Below are 14,755 nucleotides of genomic sequence, written 5' to 3'. Positions count from 1 at the left end.
GAATACCGACTTGATCACGTCACACCGAAGTCATGATCACCTACAACACCGGCGACTCAGGACGGTGCCCACCACCGTTTCTGTGCCAGAGCCGATCTCCCTACAGGCCCGGTGCTGCCCGTCTTCACCGGCATCGCCGTGCACGACGGCTACACCCCCTACCGCCGCTACGGCCTCGCCCACCAGTTGTGCAACGCCCACCACCTGCGGGAGTTGGCCGGCATCCTCGATACCGACCCCGGCCAGGTGTGGGCCGGGCAAATGATCCGGCTGCTGTGCGAGATCAATGACACCGCCCGGTATGCCCGCACCGCGGGCGCCCATGCGATCGACGACCGCCTGTTGGGAGCCTACCGACGCCGCTACGACACGATCATCGCCGCCGGCACGGCAGCCAACCCCTGCCCGGCCGGACACGGCGCACGGTCCCCGGCGGCGAACCTGCTCGCCCGCCTCCGCGGGTTCGCCACCGACGTGCTGCGCTTCGCCCACGACCTTCGCGTGCCGTTCGACAACTCCCTCGCTGAACGGGACATCCGGATGGTCAAACTCCGCCGGAAGATCAGCGGCGGGCTACGCACCTGGGCAGGCGCGCACATGTTCTGCGCGATCCGCAGCTACCTGTCGACCGCACGCAAGCAAGGCATCAACGCCCTGGATGCCCTGACGCGTCTCCACAACGGACAGACCTGGCTACCCCAAACCAGCTGAACAGTTACCAGCAGTTGGTCATATGCACGCAGCAGGATGTCCGAGCGTTCGCGCGGCGGGAGCGTCGCCCAATCCGACTGGGCGGCGGAGGCCGCGTCGAGCGCGGCGCGACCGTCCTCGGGACCGGCGTCGGCGACCTGGGTCAGGAGGCGGCCGGTCGCGGGATCGATCACGTCGAAGACGTGGCCCCCGCACGCGTGGGTTCCACTCCCCGTCGACGAGACAGCTGGTCGGTACGTCCGCCAGGAGCCGTTGTTCGTCAACCGTGGTAATCATCGGCGGTTCCTTGTCCTTCAATACTTGATGGCCGGTGTCTGGTATTGCTGGGAGCTGTACGGCACGGCCTGGCACCGTCCGAAAACGGCCTTGCCGCTGATGACGGCGGCACTGTGGACCATCCTGTTCAGCCGGCCCGCCGGTACGACGAACCGATCCACGGCTGCGCCGTCCCCTCGACACCCGCCGCCTGGCCGTCGGTATCCGATGGGGTCACGGCCATCGAGGAACCACGAGCGCAGCGGCCAGCGCGAGCAGGCAGGGAACCATGAGCGCGGCGATGGCGAGCTGGTTCCCGCCCAGAATCGCCTCCCGCACCGCCGCATCGGCGCCACCGGCGAAGACTGTCCGCTCCCCGTCCTCGGGGAGCCTTGAGAGGAGGAGGCCGAAGACGACTGCGGTCGATACCACCTGCCCCCCGCCTGAAGTGTCGAGCGCAGTCCGTTCGCCGCGCCACGGGCCTCGCGCCGAACACAGGTCATGATCGCGATCGTGTTCGGAGTCATGTACAGCGCAGACCCGGCACCGACCAGGAAAAGACCAAGCATCAGCGGGGTCCCTGCCCGGGTTCCGGCCGCGAGCGCGACCACCAGGCCGAGCATCACGACCGCCGCCGCCACGGCGCAGAGACGCCGCGCACTGAACCGATCGGCCAGCGCACCGGCCAGGAGCGAGGCAACCATGAGTCCCAGGGCCAGTCCGAAGACGACACGACCTGCTTCGAACGGATCGACGCCGTGGGCGACCTGAAGGGTGACGGACACGACCAGGGCCAAGCCGGCACGCGGCATGGCAATCAGCCACGTGCCGGCAAGTCGCAGCACCTGACGCCGGTCGCGAAGGATCGTCGGGTCGATCAGGGGGTGTCGAGCTGACCGCTGGAGCTTCACCAGTCCCAGGAGCGACATGGCTGCCGCCGCCGTGACAGCGAGGACCAACGGATCCCCCCAGCTCCGCGATGACGCGAGGGTGAACCCGCCGAACAGCGCCACCAGGGCCGCCGTCCACATCAGGGCGCCGCCGTAGCTGAAACGGACCAGCGTGCCCGCAGGACCGGTGCGGGCCAGGACTTGCGCGGACAGTGCCAAGGCCACAACTCCGATGACAAGAGTCACGAAGAAGATCGACCGCCAGCCGGCAAAGGTGGTGAACGCGCCTCCGACGAGCGGCCCCGCCACCTGAGCGGCTGAGATAGTCGCGACGTTCAGCCCGAGGGCGGTCCCGGTCCGGCTCGCGGGAAAGACCTCCACCAGGATGGCGGTCGTGTTCGCGAGCACCATCGCCGCGCCGACACCCTGGACCGTTCGGGCCAGGATCACGACAGCGGCCGATGGGGCGTAGGCGCAGATCGCGGCGCCCGCGGTCAAGCAGGCCACACCCGCCAGGAAAACCGGGCGGCGGCCGACCACGTCCGCAACCCTGCCGAAGGGGAGGAGCAGGGCGCATGTGGCCAGCCAGTACGCGAGTACGAACCACGTCGCGGTCAACTGCCCCACCTGGAGGTCCCCGGCCATCCGTGGCAGCGCCACGTCGACCATGGTCGCGTTGAGACCGCAGATGGTCAGGCCCAGTGCGGTGGCCGAAAAGGTCGCCCAGGGTCCGCTCCACGTCACTCGAATCTCGGCGGGTTCTCTCGCCACTGGTCGAGGAGCGCGTCGAGCGTACCCACGTCGACGTACTTGGACCCCAGGTCGAAAAGGTTGGCGCGGTGTGGTGCCTCGTGCCGGTCGCAGACGCACTCCTCTGGGATGTAGGTCCGGTAGCCGTGCTGGAGGGCGTCGACGGCCGTCATGCGGATGCACCCGCTCGTCGTCGTACCGGTGAGGATCAGCGAGTCCACACCCCTGGCGGCCAGTGCGCTGGCCAAGGTCGTGCCGAAGAACGCGGACGGGTACTGCTTCTCCAGAATCAGATCCTCGGCCTCGGGGGTGATCCGCTCGTCGATACGCGTCCACCTGCTGCCCAGCACCAGGGTCTTCAGGGAGGGGAACTTCTGCGGCCAGACACCGGCGTCCAGAAGATCGTCACGGTAGCCATTGACGGTGTAGACGACCGGCAGCCGGTAGGAACGCGCAACGTCCAGCAGCCGCCTGGTTGCCTTGACCGAGTCGCTCATGTCCACTCCCATGGGCGACTCGGGAGAGGTGAACCCCTCGGTGAAGTCGACGACGAGCACAGCCGGGCGCTTCCCGAGCCCCATCGTCCGACCGATGCCTTGCCGGTCGTACAGCTCGGCGGCCCCCGAGTAGTCAAGGATCATGGTTTTTCTCCTTTACTTGCAACAGAACCATGTGTGACAGGATGAATACCGAAAGCTGTGGGGCCGCTCGTACCCGGCCGCCAGACAGGTTCGTCGAACCGGTCGAGGCGCACAGTGACCGCCTTGAGCTGGGTGTAGCTGATGAGCTCCTCGATCGACTCCTCGCGGCCCAGGCCAGATGCCTTGTACCCGCCGAAGGGCACGCCCGGGTAGTGCGACGCCGAGTCGTTGATCCAGACGTAACCCGCCTCGATCCGCCGCGCCACGAGGTGCGCGGTCGCGATGTCGCGACAGATCACCGCGGCGGTCAGCCCGTGACGGACGCTGTTCACCTGGTCCAGCATCGTCCTGGTGTCACGCCACCTCAGGACCGAAAGCAGCGGCCCGAACACCTCCTCGCGGGCGACCCGCATGTCCGGGCGCACCCCGTCGATGACCGTCGGACGCAGGTACAACCCGTCGAGCGGCTGCCCCGCCGACGATCCCGTGCCGCCGACGACGAGCCGGCACCCCGCGTCCAAGGCGTCACGGAGATAGGTGGAGACCTTCTCGAACTGGTCGACGCTGGCCATCGGCCCCATCTCGCTGCGCGGGTCGAGCGGATCGCCCACGACGATCTGGCCCACCAGCTCGGCGACCATCTCCACCACCGCGTCCGCGACATCCTCGTGCACGAACACGCGGGACGTCGAGCTGCAGGACTGGCTCTGCCACCCCTGGAAGTTCATCCCCTTGACAACGGCTGCTGCCGCGGCGGTGACATCCACGTCCGGGAAGACCACGATGGCGTTCTTCCCACCGAGCTCGAGCGTGACGTCCTTGACGCCCGCCTCGGCCGCCTCGCGCTGGATCGACCGGCCGGCCTGCTCACTGCCGATGAAGCCGATCCGGCGTACGTCGGGATGGCGGACCAGCGCCCGGGGCGCGGCAAGGCCTTCCGCGCTCAGGACGCTCAGGACGCCCGGCGGCAGCTCCTCGCCGAAAAGCTCACCGACGCGCAACGCGGACAGCGGCGACTGGTTCGACGGCTTGAGGATCACCGGGTTGCCGGCCACCAGGGGAGCCGCGATCTTCTGCAGGGCGAACATGGCCGGGTGGTTGAAGGCCACGATACGTGCCACGACGCCGACAGGCTCGCGTTCGGTCAGGTGCAGAAGGTTGGCCGGACCGGGGATCGTCTCGCCGGCGAGGCCCAGGGCGAGATCGGCCATCAGCTCGAGACCGTCGGCGCCTGCTTCCACGTCTCGCATCATCCAGGTCACCGTGTTACCGACGTCCACCGCGTCGAGGAGAGCCAACTCCTCGGCATGTGCGCGGGCGATCGACGCCAGTGCACGGACACGCCGCGCACGTTCCCGAATCGGCGTCTCCCGCCAGGACCCGGCAGCGCTCACCGCTGCCGCGACCGCACGAGCGACATCCGCCTCGGAGGCGTCCGGCACCGCGCAGACCGCTGATCCGGCCGCGGGACTCGTCACGGCGTAGCGGCGGTTGCCTTCTGCCGGGATCAGCTCACCGCCGACCAGGAGCCGCCAGGGGTGGCCGCTGACGTTCCGACGGACATCCTCCCAGGGCATGCCGATCTTCAATTCCACGTCACCACCTCCACCTGCCGCGTCGCTGCCGGCGTGTTCCGGCTTCGTCCCACGCGCACCCGGCCCGCACAGATCACCGCCGAGATCCCCGGAACGTCGCCGATCGCCAGGGCGCCGAGCGCCTCCTCCGCCTGGCTTCCCCAGGGCGCGTCGAGCACCACCAGGTCCGCGACCGCGCCCACCACCACCCGACCACCCGGCACGCTCCACACGTCGGCGCAGTTACCCGAAGCCAACGCCCACACGACCGCCGGGTCGAGTTCGCCGAGCGAGGACAGCTCGGCGACGGTCTTCAGCATGCCCAGCGGCATGACGCCGGTGCCGGTCGGCGTGTCGCTGCCGATCACGATCCGGTCCAGCGCGCCGCGCCTCCCGGCCTCGCGCAGGATGCGGAGGCTGGACGAGAGGTTGCCCGCCTGGACGATCTGCATCGCCATGCGGGTCTCCTCCATGATCTGGAGGACGCCCCTGTCCGGAAGCGACGTGGGGCCTCCGTTGATGTGCCCGCACACGTCGGGTGCCAGCGCCAGAAGGTGGTCCGTCGTGATCGGTTGAGATCCCGGCACGCTGGCTCCCCCGGAGTGGCACATGACCACGATGCCGTGCTCCTGAGCGAGACGCACCTGCTCGACCCCGTCCATCGGGTCGGCGTAGTCGCCGAAGCCGAACTTCGCCAACCGGACCCCCGCCTCCTGTAGGAGCGCGAAGTGACGGCGCTCGAGCGACGGCTCGAGAACGACACTTCCGGCGTGCACCCGCATGCCGCCCGGTGAGTGGTTCGCGAAGCAGGAGCGTGCGGCGATCGCGAGGCCGACGACGCCGAGCGCCTCGTGGGGACGACCCGGCGCGTGGATCTCGCCCGGCGAGATCACGGACGTGATACCGCCGTGCACGTAGCTCTCCAGGAAGTCGACGGTCTTCTGGCGCGGCGTGTAGTCGCCGAGCACGACGTGACAGTGCGAGTCGATGAGGCCGGGGGCGACCGTAGCACCGCGGGCGTTGACGACCTCCACCTCGCCTTCGGGCACCGGGACCTCCGCCTCGCGACCGACCGCGCTGATCACACCGTCGACGCAGACGACGGCGTCAGCGTCGATGGTCGGCTGGTCGAGGTCCCCGCTGAGGAGCGTTCCGATGTTGCGAACGAGGAGGTCGCTCACCCCTGATCCAGGCGCCTCAGCGCCTCCTCCTTGGTCAGGCCGCCGACCCTGGCGCCGATCCGGCCGCGGTTGGCGACAGCGGCGATGACGACCATCTCGTCGGGCAGCGGCCCGTCAGGTACGGCAACCGTCACGGTGTCGTAGTGGCTGCGCACCCAGATCTCGTCCTTGAACGCGAGGGGTACGTCGATGGTCGTACCGACGGTACCGACCTTCTTGGTTGACGTGATCCACGCCTGGCCACCGCCGATCGCAGCGCGGAACGGGTCGCCGAACACGGAGGTCAGCGCGGCATGGACGTGCTCCTGCTCCCCCGCGACCCCGACGATCCCAGCCTTGCCGTAGCTCTCCGCCTCGCCGCCCAGCGCCTCGATGCAGCGCTTGCCGAGAAGGCGACCGAGTTCGGCAGAGGCTGCCGTCACCTCGGAGAGGTCTTCAACGTGCCCGCGTCCCGCGAACGGATTGCGCACCACCGCACAGGCCGCCACCTTCCGCAGCGGTGGGCCGTCCTGAAAGCCCGTCCGCGAGGTCAATGCCTCGTCCACGACGACCCTGATCTTTCTTACTTGCAGCTCACTCACCTGGTTCCTCCTGCCATCGCGCGGTCAACCATCTCGTTGACATAAGCCTCGATTCCCACCGTCGGCGCCTCGCGCGGACCAACGTCGTCGAGTCTGCGTACGAACTGCTTCACCACGCGCACGGTCCGCACGTCGTACCCGCCCAGCCGTTGGACGAGATCCTTCACGGCGGCGTCGACCTCGGCGGGGGGACAGACGCGAGAGACCAGACCCATCCGCTGGCCCTCCTCGGCGGTGATCTCCCGCCCGGTCAGGATCAGGTCCAGCAGGTGGCGGCGCAGCAGGACGTACCGGTAGTGGCTGAGCACGATCGTCGGCGGGATTCCGTGCGGGACCTCCGGGAAGGCAAGCCGAGCGTCGTCGGCCGCCACCACGAGGTCGCATCGGGCTGCGAGGGAGAGACCCGCACCCAGGGCACGGCCCCTGATCACCGCGACAGTGACCGCAGGGCACCCGACGACCAACTCGTTGACGCGCTGGATCAGCCCGAACTCCCGACGGAGCCCGGACGGCGTGGCGGGACCCGGTGCCGGTTCACGGCCCAGTGAGAAGTCCGGGCCGGCACCGGCCAGGACGACGACCTTCGGTGCGTCCGCACCTGACACGGCTTCCAGCTGCGCGGCCAGCGCCTCCAGGAGCGGCCGACTCAGGCGGTTTCCGGACTCCTCACGGTCGAGCGTCAGCTGCAGAACGTCACCGTCCCGTTGGACGGAGAGGCCGGTTCCGGACGTGGTCGCACTCATGTCGCCTCCCGGCTGACCGCGATCCTGCGGGGGCGTGCCTCGGGATCGACGATGACATCGATGACAGCGGGCCGATCGGCGGCGAGTGCCTCCTTGAGGGCATCCGCGAACTGGCCCGGTTCGTCCACTCGGCCTCCCCAGGCGCCGAACAGCTGTGCCAGCGCCGCGAAGTCGGGGTTGCCGTGGTCCGTCCCGTGGGCCGGACCGTAGGCCTGCACTCTTCTCCGCTGGGAGCCGAGGCGGAAGTTGTTGAACACCACGACAACGGTCGGCAACTGCTCACGGACCATGGTCTCCAGGTCCCCAATCTGCAGCATCAGCTCACCGTCGCCCAGGCAGGCCAGAACCTGCCGCCTGGGCGCGACCAGCCGGGCCCCCATTGCCATACCCAGGCCGCAGCCCATGGCCCCGAGCTTGACCGACATCAGGTGCGCGCCGGGGCGGGAAACGGGTAGCAGGGTTCCGTAGAACCCGTGGTCCCCGGCGCCGTGCGTGATCACCGCGTCGGGGCGCAGCTGCTGCCGCATGGCGTGGACCACTTCGTTCGGTTGGACACGGCCGTTCTCGGACCGGACCAGGAGCCAGGCGTCGCGCCATTCGGCGACCTTGCGCGCCGCGTCGCGCACCCACTGGACCCGCTCCGGCCGGATCGCCGCCCTGCCCCGTAGGACCGCCTGGGTGACCTGCTCGAGGAACTCGCCGGCGTCCGCCACGATCGCGCGGTAGTCGGTGACGCCGGTGGGTATCGAGTCGTGGCACAGGTCGACGTGCAGCACCTTCACGTCCCGGCCCAGGAACTCTCCCCTCGCGGTCAGCATGTCCGAGAGCCGGCACCCGACCGCGAGGACCAGATCCGCGTCGCGGAGGGCCATGCTGGCGGGCTCGAAGCCGATGATCCCAGAGGGGCCCAGGGAATACTCGTGGGTTTCCGACACGTCGCCGCGGGCGTTGGCCGTGCAGACGACGGCCAACCCTGCCGCCTCGGCGAGGCGTTCCGCGGCCCGCTGCCCCCCGGCGTAGCGGACCCCGGCGCCGACGACAAGGACGGGCCTGCGTGCGCCGCCGAGCGCGGCGGCGGCGGCCTGGACGTCCTCGGCGGACGCCGGAGGTTGGGGCACCGAACCAGTGACCGCGTCCAGGGCAGGGCGCACCGGCAGCTCGGAGGGCGCGAGTTCCGCGGTGCTCACGTCGATGGGCAGATCGAGCTGCGCGACACCCGGGCGGCCGGAGACGGCCGCGAGGATCGCGTCGTCAACCGCCTGCGGCGCGCGATCCGGCCGCTCGACACGGGCCTGCCACTTCACGTAGTCCCGGGCCGGCCCCAGGACGTTGAGGGTCTGCCACCAGCGCTGCTCGAGTGCACGACGTTCCTGCGTGGCGCTGATCCACACCATGGGGGTGAAGTCCCTCGCGGCCGCGGCGACGCCCAGCGAAGCGGCCAACGCACCGGATGCTCCATGGGTGAGGAGGCAGCCCGCGCGGCCGGTGAGCCTCGCCGCGGCATCCACGAGCGCCGCGGCGGTCTGCTCGTGTCGGACCCCGATGTAGCGGGCCCCCGGCGTCGCACCGAGTCGCGCGACGTACGGCGCGGTCGTCGACCCGACCATGCCGGCGAACGTGGTGACTCCCGAGTCGACCAGACGGCCGATCGTGTGCTCGTAGACCTTCGTCACCAGGCCTCCTCAGCTGGTTGAGACGATCGAGTCGTCGACGGGTCGGGGGTCGGAGGCCAGAACCGGTTGGTTCATGACCCGGTCGGCAGCTGCCAACCGCTCCGGCAGCTGCGTTCGCATCGCGAGTTCGGCAGCGAGCAGGTCCTCCGGGGTCTTGACCCGCTGCTCGTCGTCGATCATTCGGCGGGCGAACCGGGACACGAACGCGCAGCGCTCGTACCTTCGGGAGAAGTAGCGACCGAGGGCACCACGGACGTCGGACCCGGGGCTGGTCACTTCCTCTGCCAGAACCACCGCGTCCTCGAGCGCCATGCCGGCCCCCTGGGTCATGTGCGGGGGGAAGACGTGGGCGGCGTCACCGCCCAGGACGACCCGGCCCTTGAACCACGGCTCCTCGACCAGTAACGGTTGAAGCGGGCTGTAGATGATGTCGTGCTGCTCGGTGAGCGTGTCGCGGACGTCGCCGACGATTCCGCCATACTGCTGCAGACGTTCACGCAACAGTGGCAGGAGCTCCTCCTTCTCGTACCACGCGCCCTCGGGTTCAGGGCAGATGTGGAACAGGTACATCGCCTCGGAGGTCAGCGGCATGAATCCCGTCTTGCTGCCGAGACCCTGGTAGAAGTCCATCGACCTCACGTCGTCCGGTCGCGCCACGACGACCCGCCAGGCCGAGTAGCCCGAATGGGCCGGCTCGTACTTCGAACCGAACATCCACTCACGAGTCCTCGACCGTATCCCGTCGAAGCCGGCCACCAAGTCGTATCCCTGCTGGTGGCCGTTGGAGAGCGTCACCTCGACGGACTCGGCGCGGTCCCGGATGTCCGTCACGGAGGTGTCGAGGATCAGCCGGCATCCCGCTGCGCGCGCCGCACGGATGAGAATGGCATGCAGCGCCTCCCGGGGAAGTGCCGCGACGAGCGGAAGTGTGTCGTCGGAAAAGCGATACGCGTAATCGAGGATGACTCGTCCGTCTCGGTCGCAGAAGCGAAGTCGGTCGAACTTGAAACCGGCGGCGAGCACCTCGTCCACGACCCCGATGTCCCGAAGGGCACGGAGCGCGTTGACTGGCTGGCCGAGCCCGACGCCCGGGACGTCGAAGTTGTCGCGGATCTCGACCAGGTCCACGGTGACGCCCCTCCGGGCAAGAGCCGTGGCCGCCGCGAGGCCCCCAATTCCCCCACCGACGACGAGGGCGGCACTGATTCCCATTGCGTATACTCCAGCTTCTTCGCGGTAGAGCAAAACAGTAAGCGTCAGCGGATGGATAAGTCCAATGACTGATTGACATACGACGTATTCACCGAACCAATGATTGCAGCGACGAAGGGGTGGGGTTCCGGGTCCGGAACCCCACCCCAATCGTTTCTTGTGGCTATTTCCAGCGGGACATCATCTGATCCGTCGTGAGCACTTCACCGTACCTGCGTTGCCAGTTTCCAATTGCCGCATCGTGCAGTTGCCGCTGGAAACCACCGACCGCATCAGCGACTCCGACGACCGCGAACCCATGTTGAAACCCGTCCCGGACGCTGAGATCGACACATCCGTTGGACGTGACGCCGGTGAAGACGACGGTCTCGACCTGTCGGTCTCGGAGCTCGCCCGCCAAGGGCGTGTCGAAGAACGCGCTGAAGCGCGATTTCTCCACGACAAGGTCATTCTCGTGCGGTGTGAGCTGGTCGACGATCTGCTGGCCCCAGGTACCAGGGCGGCACAACTCGGAAAGCCCCTGCTCCCTCCGGCGCCGGGCCCACGCCACCGGCTCGGCGACGGGGTCTTTCGTGGTCATCTTCACGAACACCACGTGCACGCCGGCACCGCGCGCCCTCTCGGTGAGTCGCTGGATGTTGTCCACCAGCCGGTCCCCGTCAAAGAGGGACTGACCACTGCGTGCGAGGAGACCGTCCTCGTGGCAGTAGTCGTTCTGCATGTCCACGACCACGAGGGCGCTGGGCTCCGTCGCGACATCGTCTCCTCGTACGGAGCTGATCCTCACGCCGTGAGCCGATCGATGCTTCGCTCGAGCTCCAACCGGGCCGCCTCGAGCTGATCGTGTCGCCGGCTGTTCCACTCCTGGTGCTCGGCCAAGCCGTTCCGCAGCTCCTCGACCTGGCGCGCGACCTCCCCGGGGCTGGGACTGCCCTCGGTCACCCGCGACTCGATGAACTTGCGCGCGTCGAGCTGCTCACGGATCCACCCGGTGGGCAGGCCGAGCTCAGGTGAACCGACGTCCCTGGCCGCGGCATCGAGGATCTCGGTGGTCGTCTCGACCGGCGCGACACCGGCTTCGACACAGTTGCGCACCAGTCGGGCGACGATCCGGTGCGCGGCCCGGAACGGCAGGTCGCGCTCACGCACGATGCCGTCGGCCAAGGCGCTCGCCGTGCTCCAGTGCGCCCCGGCGACGTCGGCCATCCGCTCCTCGTTGACCTGCAGCGACATCAGGACGCCCGCAATCATGTCGAGGCAGCGCCAGGTGATGTCGGCCGCCTCGTCGAGGGTGTGGGTGTTGCCGACCATGACCGGGTCCACGTCCACACTCGACGCGCTCCGCGCGACCCCGAGTGCGCTCGGCAGCCACCCGACCGCCTTGCCGGCACAACCTCGGACGTACTCCATGGACTTGGCGTTCTTCTTCTGCGGCATGATGCTCGACGAACCGCAGAAGGCATCGTCGAGCTCCACCAGCCCGAACTCCCAGGTGTGCCAGAGGTAGAGATCGCTGGCCATGCGGCCGATGTCGACCAGCAGCATGGACAGCACGGCGAGGTCCTCGGCGATCCAGTCCAGGGTCACCTCGCCGGCATCGGCGGAGTTCCGCACGATGTCGTCATGGCCGAGCAACTCGGCGACCCGGCGTCTGTTCAGCGGCCACGACGTCCCGGCAAGGGCGGCGCCGCCGAGCGAGCTGACGTTGGTACGGCCGTACGCCGCCTCCAACCGCGTGAGGTGCCGGTCCCAGACGTACAGGTGCCGCAGCAGGTAGTGGCCGAGCGTCCACGGTTGAGCGTGCTGGAGGTGGGTCCATCCGGGCATCAGGGTCGAGGCGTGACGCTCGGCCAACCCGAGCACCGACTGACACAGCTCGACGAACTGATCGTGCACCCGCAGCAGGCAGTTGCGCCCGGCGATCCGCTCGATGGCTGCGCTCATGTCGATCCGGCTGCGGCCGGTGTGCATCCGGCCGCCGGTGTCCTCACCCACCCGGCCGATCAGGAAACGCTCGATCTGCAGCACCATCGTGTCGTAGGACGGGTCGATGGGGAACTCGTCCCCCATCCGGTATCCGTCGCGCAGCGCCTCCAGGATGGCCTTGCCCTGGGCTGCGGTGATGATGCCCTCTTCGGTGATCATCACGGTATGGGCCATGTCGAGCTGTAGATGCTCCCGGACCCGGCCGAGCGCGACGTCCTTCCCGAGGCGCGCGGCGTCCAGGTGCTCGACGATGCGGCGGTCGGGGGCGCGTAGGCGTCCGGCGGTCATCCGCTGGGGGCTGGCATGAACTTCAGTCTCGACCATCTTGTCCTTCTCGTGTTGTCGCGTGGTCTCTTGGTATGACGTCATCGGGGCGAGGGCGGCCCGACTTTCAGGCGGACACGATGTGGCCCTCCCTGGTCACCTTGTTCGCGTACGGCCGCAGTGCGCCGGCTGCGATCTCCCGGGCGAAGTGACAGGCGACCCGGGCGCCGTCAGGCTGCTCGACGAGCACGGGTACCTCTGTCGCGCAACGTTCCTTCTGGACGAACGGGCACCGGGTGTGGAAATGACATCCTCCTGGCGGGTTGACCGGCGAGGGGATGTCGCCCTGCAGCATGAGCCGCGGGCCGCGGGGCTGCGCGCCGGCACGCTTGATGAGCGGGCGGGCATCGATGAGCGCCCGGGTGTACGGATGCAGCGGCCGGGAAAATATCGTTTTCGCCGAGGCCGTCTCGACGATCTTTCCGAGGTAGAGGACGACCACCCGGTCGGCGAAGGAGCGGGCGACCGGAAGGTCGTGAGTGATCATCAGGTAGGCGAGGTTGTTCCGCTCGCGGAGCTCCTGCAGAAGCTCCAGGATCTGCGCCCGCACCGAGACGTCGAGTGCCGACAGCGGCTCGTCGGCGACCACGAAGCGCGGACCCAGGCTCATCGCTCTGGCGATCACGACCCGCTGCCGCTGCCCGCCGCTGAGTTCGTGGGGCAGCCGAGCGGCGAAGTCGCGCCCCGGCGAGAGCCGCACGGACTCGAGCAGCTCATGCACGCGATCCTGCACCGAGGCTTTCGGAACGACGCCGTGCGCCAGCAGCGGGCGGGCAAGTGAGGCGCCGATCGACTGCCGGGGATTCAGGGAGGCGTACGGGTTCTGGAACACCATCTGGAACTCCTGCCGGCGCCGGCGGAGCTGCTCTCTGGACAAGGTGGTCAGGTCCTGCCCGTCGAAGACGACCCGACCGCCGGTCGGTTCGAGCAGGCGAAGCAGGAGGCGGCCGATCGTGCTCTTGCCGGAACCGCTCTCGCCGACCAGGGCGACCGTCTCACCGGGCCAGATCTCCAGGTCGACGCCCTGGACCGCGTGGACGAAGCGGCGCCGTCCGAAAAAGCCTTCACGGCCGGCCGGGAACAGCCTGGTGAGCCCCTGCGCGGACACCAGCGGGCTGCCGAGGGGCGCGGCGGCGTGCGGGTCGAGCTCTTGCTGCGACATGGTCACGACAAGCCTTCCTGCTGGTAGCCGTTCTTCTCGCCGCTCGCCGTCATGGGCCGGTCCGGGCTGCCCAACTCCGTCCGGGGCTCCTGCGCACGGATCTCCTCCACCCAGTGGCACGCGGCCGAGCCCCCGCTCGTGGAACTGGTCGGCTGGGGGACGGCGTCCGCGCAGCGGGTATCCCTGCGGTACTCGCACCGCGGATGGAACCGGCAGCCGCTCGGCAGGTGCGCGAGATTGGGCACACCACCGCCGATCGCGTAGTAGCGGTCCGCTCCCTCGTCGACGCTCAGCACCGACCTGAGCAGGCCCTTGCCGTACGGATGAGCAGGCATCTCCAGGAAGCTGCTGGTGCGCGCCTCCTCGACGACCTGACCGGCGTACATGACATAGAGCCGGTTGCACAGGTTGCCGATCACCCCGATGTCGTGACTGATGAAGAGCAGGCCCATCCCGAGCTCGCGCTGGATCGACGAGAGCAGCTCGAGTATCTGTGCCTGGATCGTCACGTCGAGCGCGGTCGTCGGTTCGTCGGCGATCAGCATCGCCGGCCGGCACGAAAGGGCGATCGCGATGAGAATGCGCTGACGCATTCCACCGGACAGCTCGTGGGGGTAACGCCGGGCGAACTTGGCGCCTACCGGCAGGCCCACCAGGTCGAGAGCCTCGTCGACCTTGCGCCGTACGTCCGTCTCCGGCTGGTGGCGACGCACCGCTTCGGCGATCTGACCTCCGACGGTCATCACCGGGTCGAGATAGGTCGACGGGTCCTGGAACACCATCGCAACGTCACGACCCCGGACCCGTGACATCTCCTTGTTGCTGAGTCCGACGATGTTCCTGCCGTTGAGCAGCACCTCACCGGAGACGACCTTGCCGGGCGGGTTGGGCACCAAACCCATGATCGACAAAGCGGTCATGGACTTGCCCGAGCCCGACTCACCGACCAGGCCGACGGCCTCCCCGGCGTTGACGATCAGGCTGACGTCGTCGCAGGGGAAGACCGGCCCCTTGTCGGTGGTGAGCTGGGTTCGGAGGTTCCGGACTTCCAGGAGGGGCGTGGAAGACACGA

At 68.5% G+C, this 14,755-nt stretch carries 14 protein-coding genes; 1 reads left to right on the top strand and 13 read right to left on the bottom strand.

Going from position 1 to position 14,755, the window contains the following annotated elements; all coding sequences use genetic code 11:
- Positions 1–111: 111 nt before the first annotated feature.
- A complete protein-coding gene (locus ACGFIZ_RS31440; protein WP_393426070.1) occupies positions 112–711 on the top strand; it encodes a transposase in 600 nt (199 codons plus the stop codon).
- Here the strand turns inward: ACGFIZ_RS31440 and ACGFIZ_RS31435 are convergent.
- The 13 genes from ACGFIZ_RS31435 to ACGFIZ_RS31375 form a co-directional block, all read right to left on the bottom strand.
- Positions 618–884: an aldehyde dehydrogenase family protein gene (locus ACGFIZ_RS31435; protein ID WP_393426067.1), complete on the bottom strand. Its 267-nt coding sequence runs from the start codon at positions 882–884 to the stop codon at positions 618–620. The two genes, ACGFIZ_RS31440 and ACGFIZ_RS31435, sit on opposite strands and share 94 nt — an antisense overlap.
- Before the next feature lie 120 nt (positions 885–1,004).
- Entirely contained in the window at positions 1,005–2,600 is a 1,596-nt protein-coding gene (locus tag ACGFIZ_RS31430; RefSeq protein WP_393426064.1) for an MFS transporter, read from the bottom strand.
- Positions 2,597–3,247 carry an isochorismatase family protein gene (locus ACGFIZ_RS31425; protein ID WP_393426061.1) on the bottom strand — a complete coding sequence of 217 codons (651 nt, stop codon included), beginning with the start codon at positions 3,245–3,247 and terminating at the stop codon, positions 2,597–2,599. The genes ACGFIZ_RS31430 and ACGFIZ_RS31425 overlap by 4 nt, the downstream gene beginning before the upstream one ends.
- A complete protein-coding gene (locus ACGFIZ_RS31420) occupies positions 3,244–4,836 on the bottom strand; it encodes an aldehyde dehydrogenase family protein (RefSeq protein WP_393426058.1) in 1,593 nt (530 codons plus the stop codon). Before ACGFIZ_RS31420 ends, ACGFIZ_RS31425 begins: the two co-directional genes overlap by 4 nt.
- Positions 4,833–6,002 carry an amidohydrolase family protein gene (locus tag ACGFIZ_RS31415; RefSeq protein WP_393426055.1) on the bottom strand — a complete coding sequence of 390 codons (1,170 nt, stop codon included), beginning with the start codon at positions 6,000–6,002 and terminating at the stop codon, positions 4,833–4,835. Before ACGFIZ_RS31415 ends, ACGFIZ_RS31420 begins: the two co-directional genes overlap by 4 nt.
- Positions 5,999–6,583 carry an amino acid synthesis family protein gene (locus ACGFIZ_RS31410; RefSeq protein WP_393426052.1) on the bottom strand — a complete coding sequence of 195 codons (585 nt, stop codon included), beginning with the start codon at positions 6,581–6,583 and terminating at the stop codon, positions 5,999–6,001. The genes ACGFIZ_RS31415 and ACGFIZ_RS31410 overlap by 4 nt, the downstream gene beginning before the upstream one ends.
- On the bottom strand, positions 6,580–7,326 hold the full coding sequence (locus ACGFIZ_RS31405) for an enoyl-CoA hydratase/isomerase family protein (protein ID WP_393426049.1): 747 nt from the start codon (positions 7,324–7,326) through the stop codon (positions 6,580–6,582). The genes ACGFIZ_RS31410 and ACGFIZ_RS31405 overlap by 4 nt, the downstream gene beginning before the upstream one ends.
- Positions 7,323–8,999, bottom strand: coding sequence for a thiamine pyrophosphate-binding protein (locus ACGFIZ_RS31400; protein ID WP_393426046.1), 1,677 nt, complete (start codon positions 8,997–8,999; stop codon positions 7,323–7,325). Before ACGFIZ_RS31400 ends, ACGFIZ_RS31405 begins: the two co-directional genes overlap by 4 nt.
- 9 nt (positions 9,000–9,008) lie before the next feature.
- Positions 9,009–10,211 (bottom strand): FAD-dependent monooxygenase, encoded by a 1,203-nt coding sequence (locus ACGFIZ_RS31395; RefSeq protein WP_393426079.1) that lies wholly within the window; start codon positions 10,209–10,211, stop codon positions 9,009–9,011.
- Positions 10,212–10,374: 163 nt separating this feature from the next.
- Entirely contained in the window at positions 10,375–10,944 is a 570-nt protein-coding gene (locus ACGFIZ_RS31390; protein WP_393426043.1) for a cysteine hydrolase family protein, read from the bottom strand.
- A gap of 50 nt (positions 10,945–10,994) precedes the next feature.
- Complete coding sequence (gene argH, locus ACGFIZ_RS31385; protein ID WP_393426040.1) at positions 10,995–12,485, bottom strand: argininosuccinate lyase; 1,491 nt, start codon at positions 12,483–12,485, stop codon at positions 10,995–10,997.
- Positions 12,486–12,588: 103 nt separating this feature from the next.
- Positions 12,589–13,683, bottom strand: coding sequence for an ABC transporter ATP-binding protein (locus ACGFIZ_RS31380; protein WP_393426038.1), 1,095 nt, complete (start codon positions 13,681–13,683; stop codon positions 12,589–12,591).
- Positions 13,684–13,685: 2 nt separating this feature from the next.
- Positions 13,686–14,753, bottom strand: a complete 1,068-nt coding sequence (locus tag ACGFIZ_RS31375) for an ABC transporter ATP-binding protein (RefSeq protein ID WP_393426035.1) — start codon at positions 14,751–14,753, stop codon at positions 13,686–13,688.
- Positions 14,754–14,755: the final 2 nt, after the last annotated feature.

Origin of the sequence: Micromonospora sp. NPDC048830 (assembly GCF_043198215.1) — a bacterium.
GTDB lineage: Bacteria > Actinomycetota > Actinomycetes > Mycobacteriales > Micromonosporaceae > Micromonospora.
The sequence above is the reverse complement of the archived record's forward strand: the minus strand, read 5'-3'. Positions and strand labels throughout refer to the sequence as shown.

Coding starts and splice junctions, on each gene's coding strand:
- ACGFIZ_RS31380 (WP_393426038.1), bottom strand. CDS start 13,683: ATGTCGCAGCAAGAGCTCGACCCGCACGCCGCCGCGCCCCTCGGCAGC.
- ACGFIZ_RS31395 (WP_393426079.1), bottom strand. CDS start 10,211: ATGGGAATCAGTGCCGCCCTCGTCGTCGGTGGGGGAATTGGGGGCCTC.
- argH (WP_393426040.1), bottom strand. CDS start 12,485: ATGACCGCCGGACGCCTACGCGCCCCCGACCGCCGCATCGTCGAGCAC.
- ACGFIZ_RS31425 (WP_393426061.1), bottom strand. CDS start 3,247: ATGATCCTTGACTACTCGGGGGCCGCCGAGCTGTACGACCGGCAAGGC.
- ACGFIZ_RS31405 (WP_393426049.1), bottom strand. CDS start 7,326: ATGAGTGCGACCACGTCCGGAACCGGCCTCTCCGTCCAACGGGACGGT.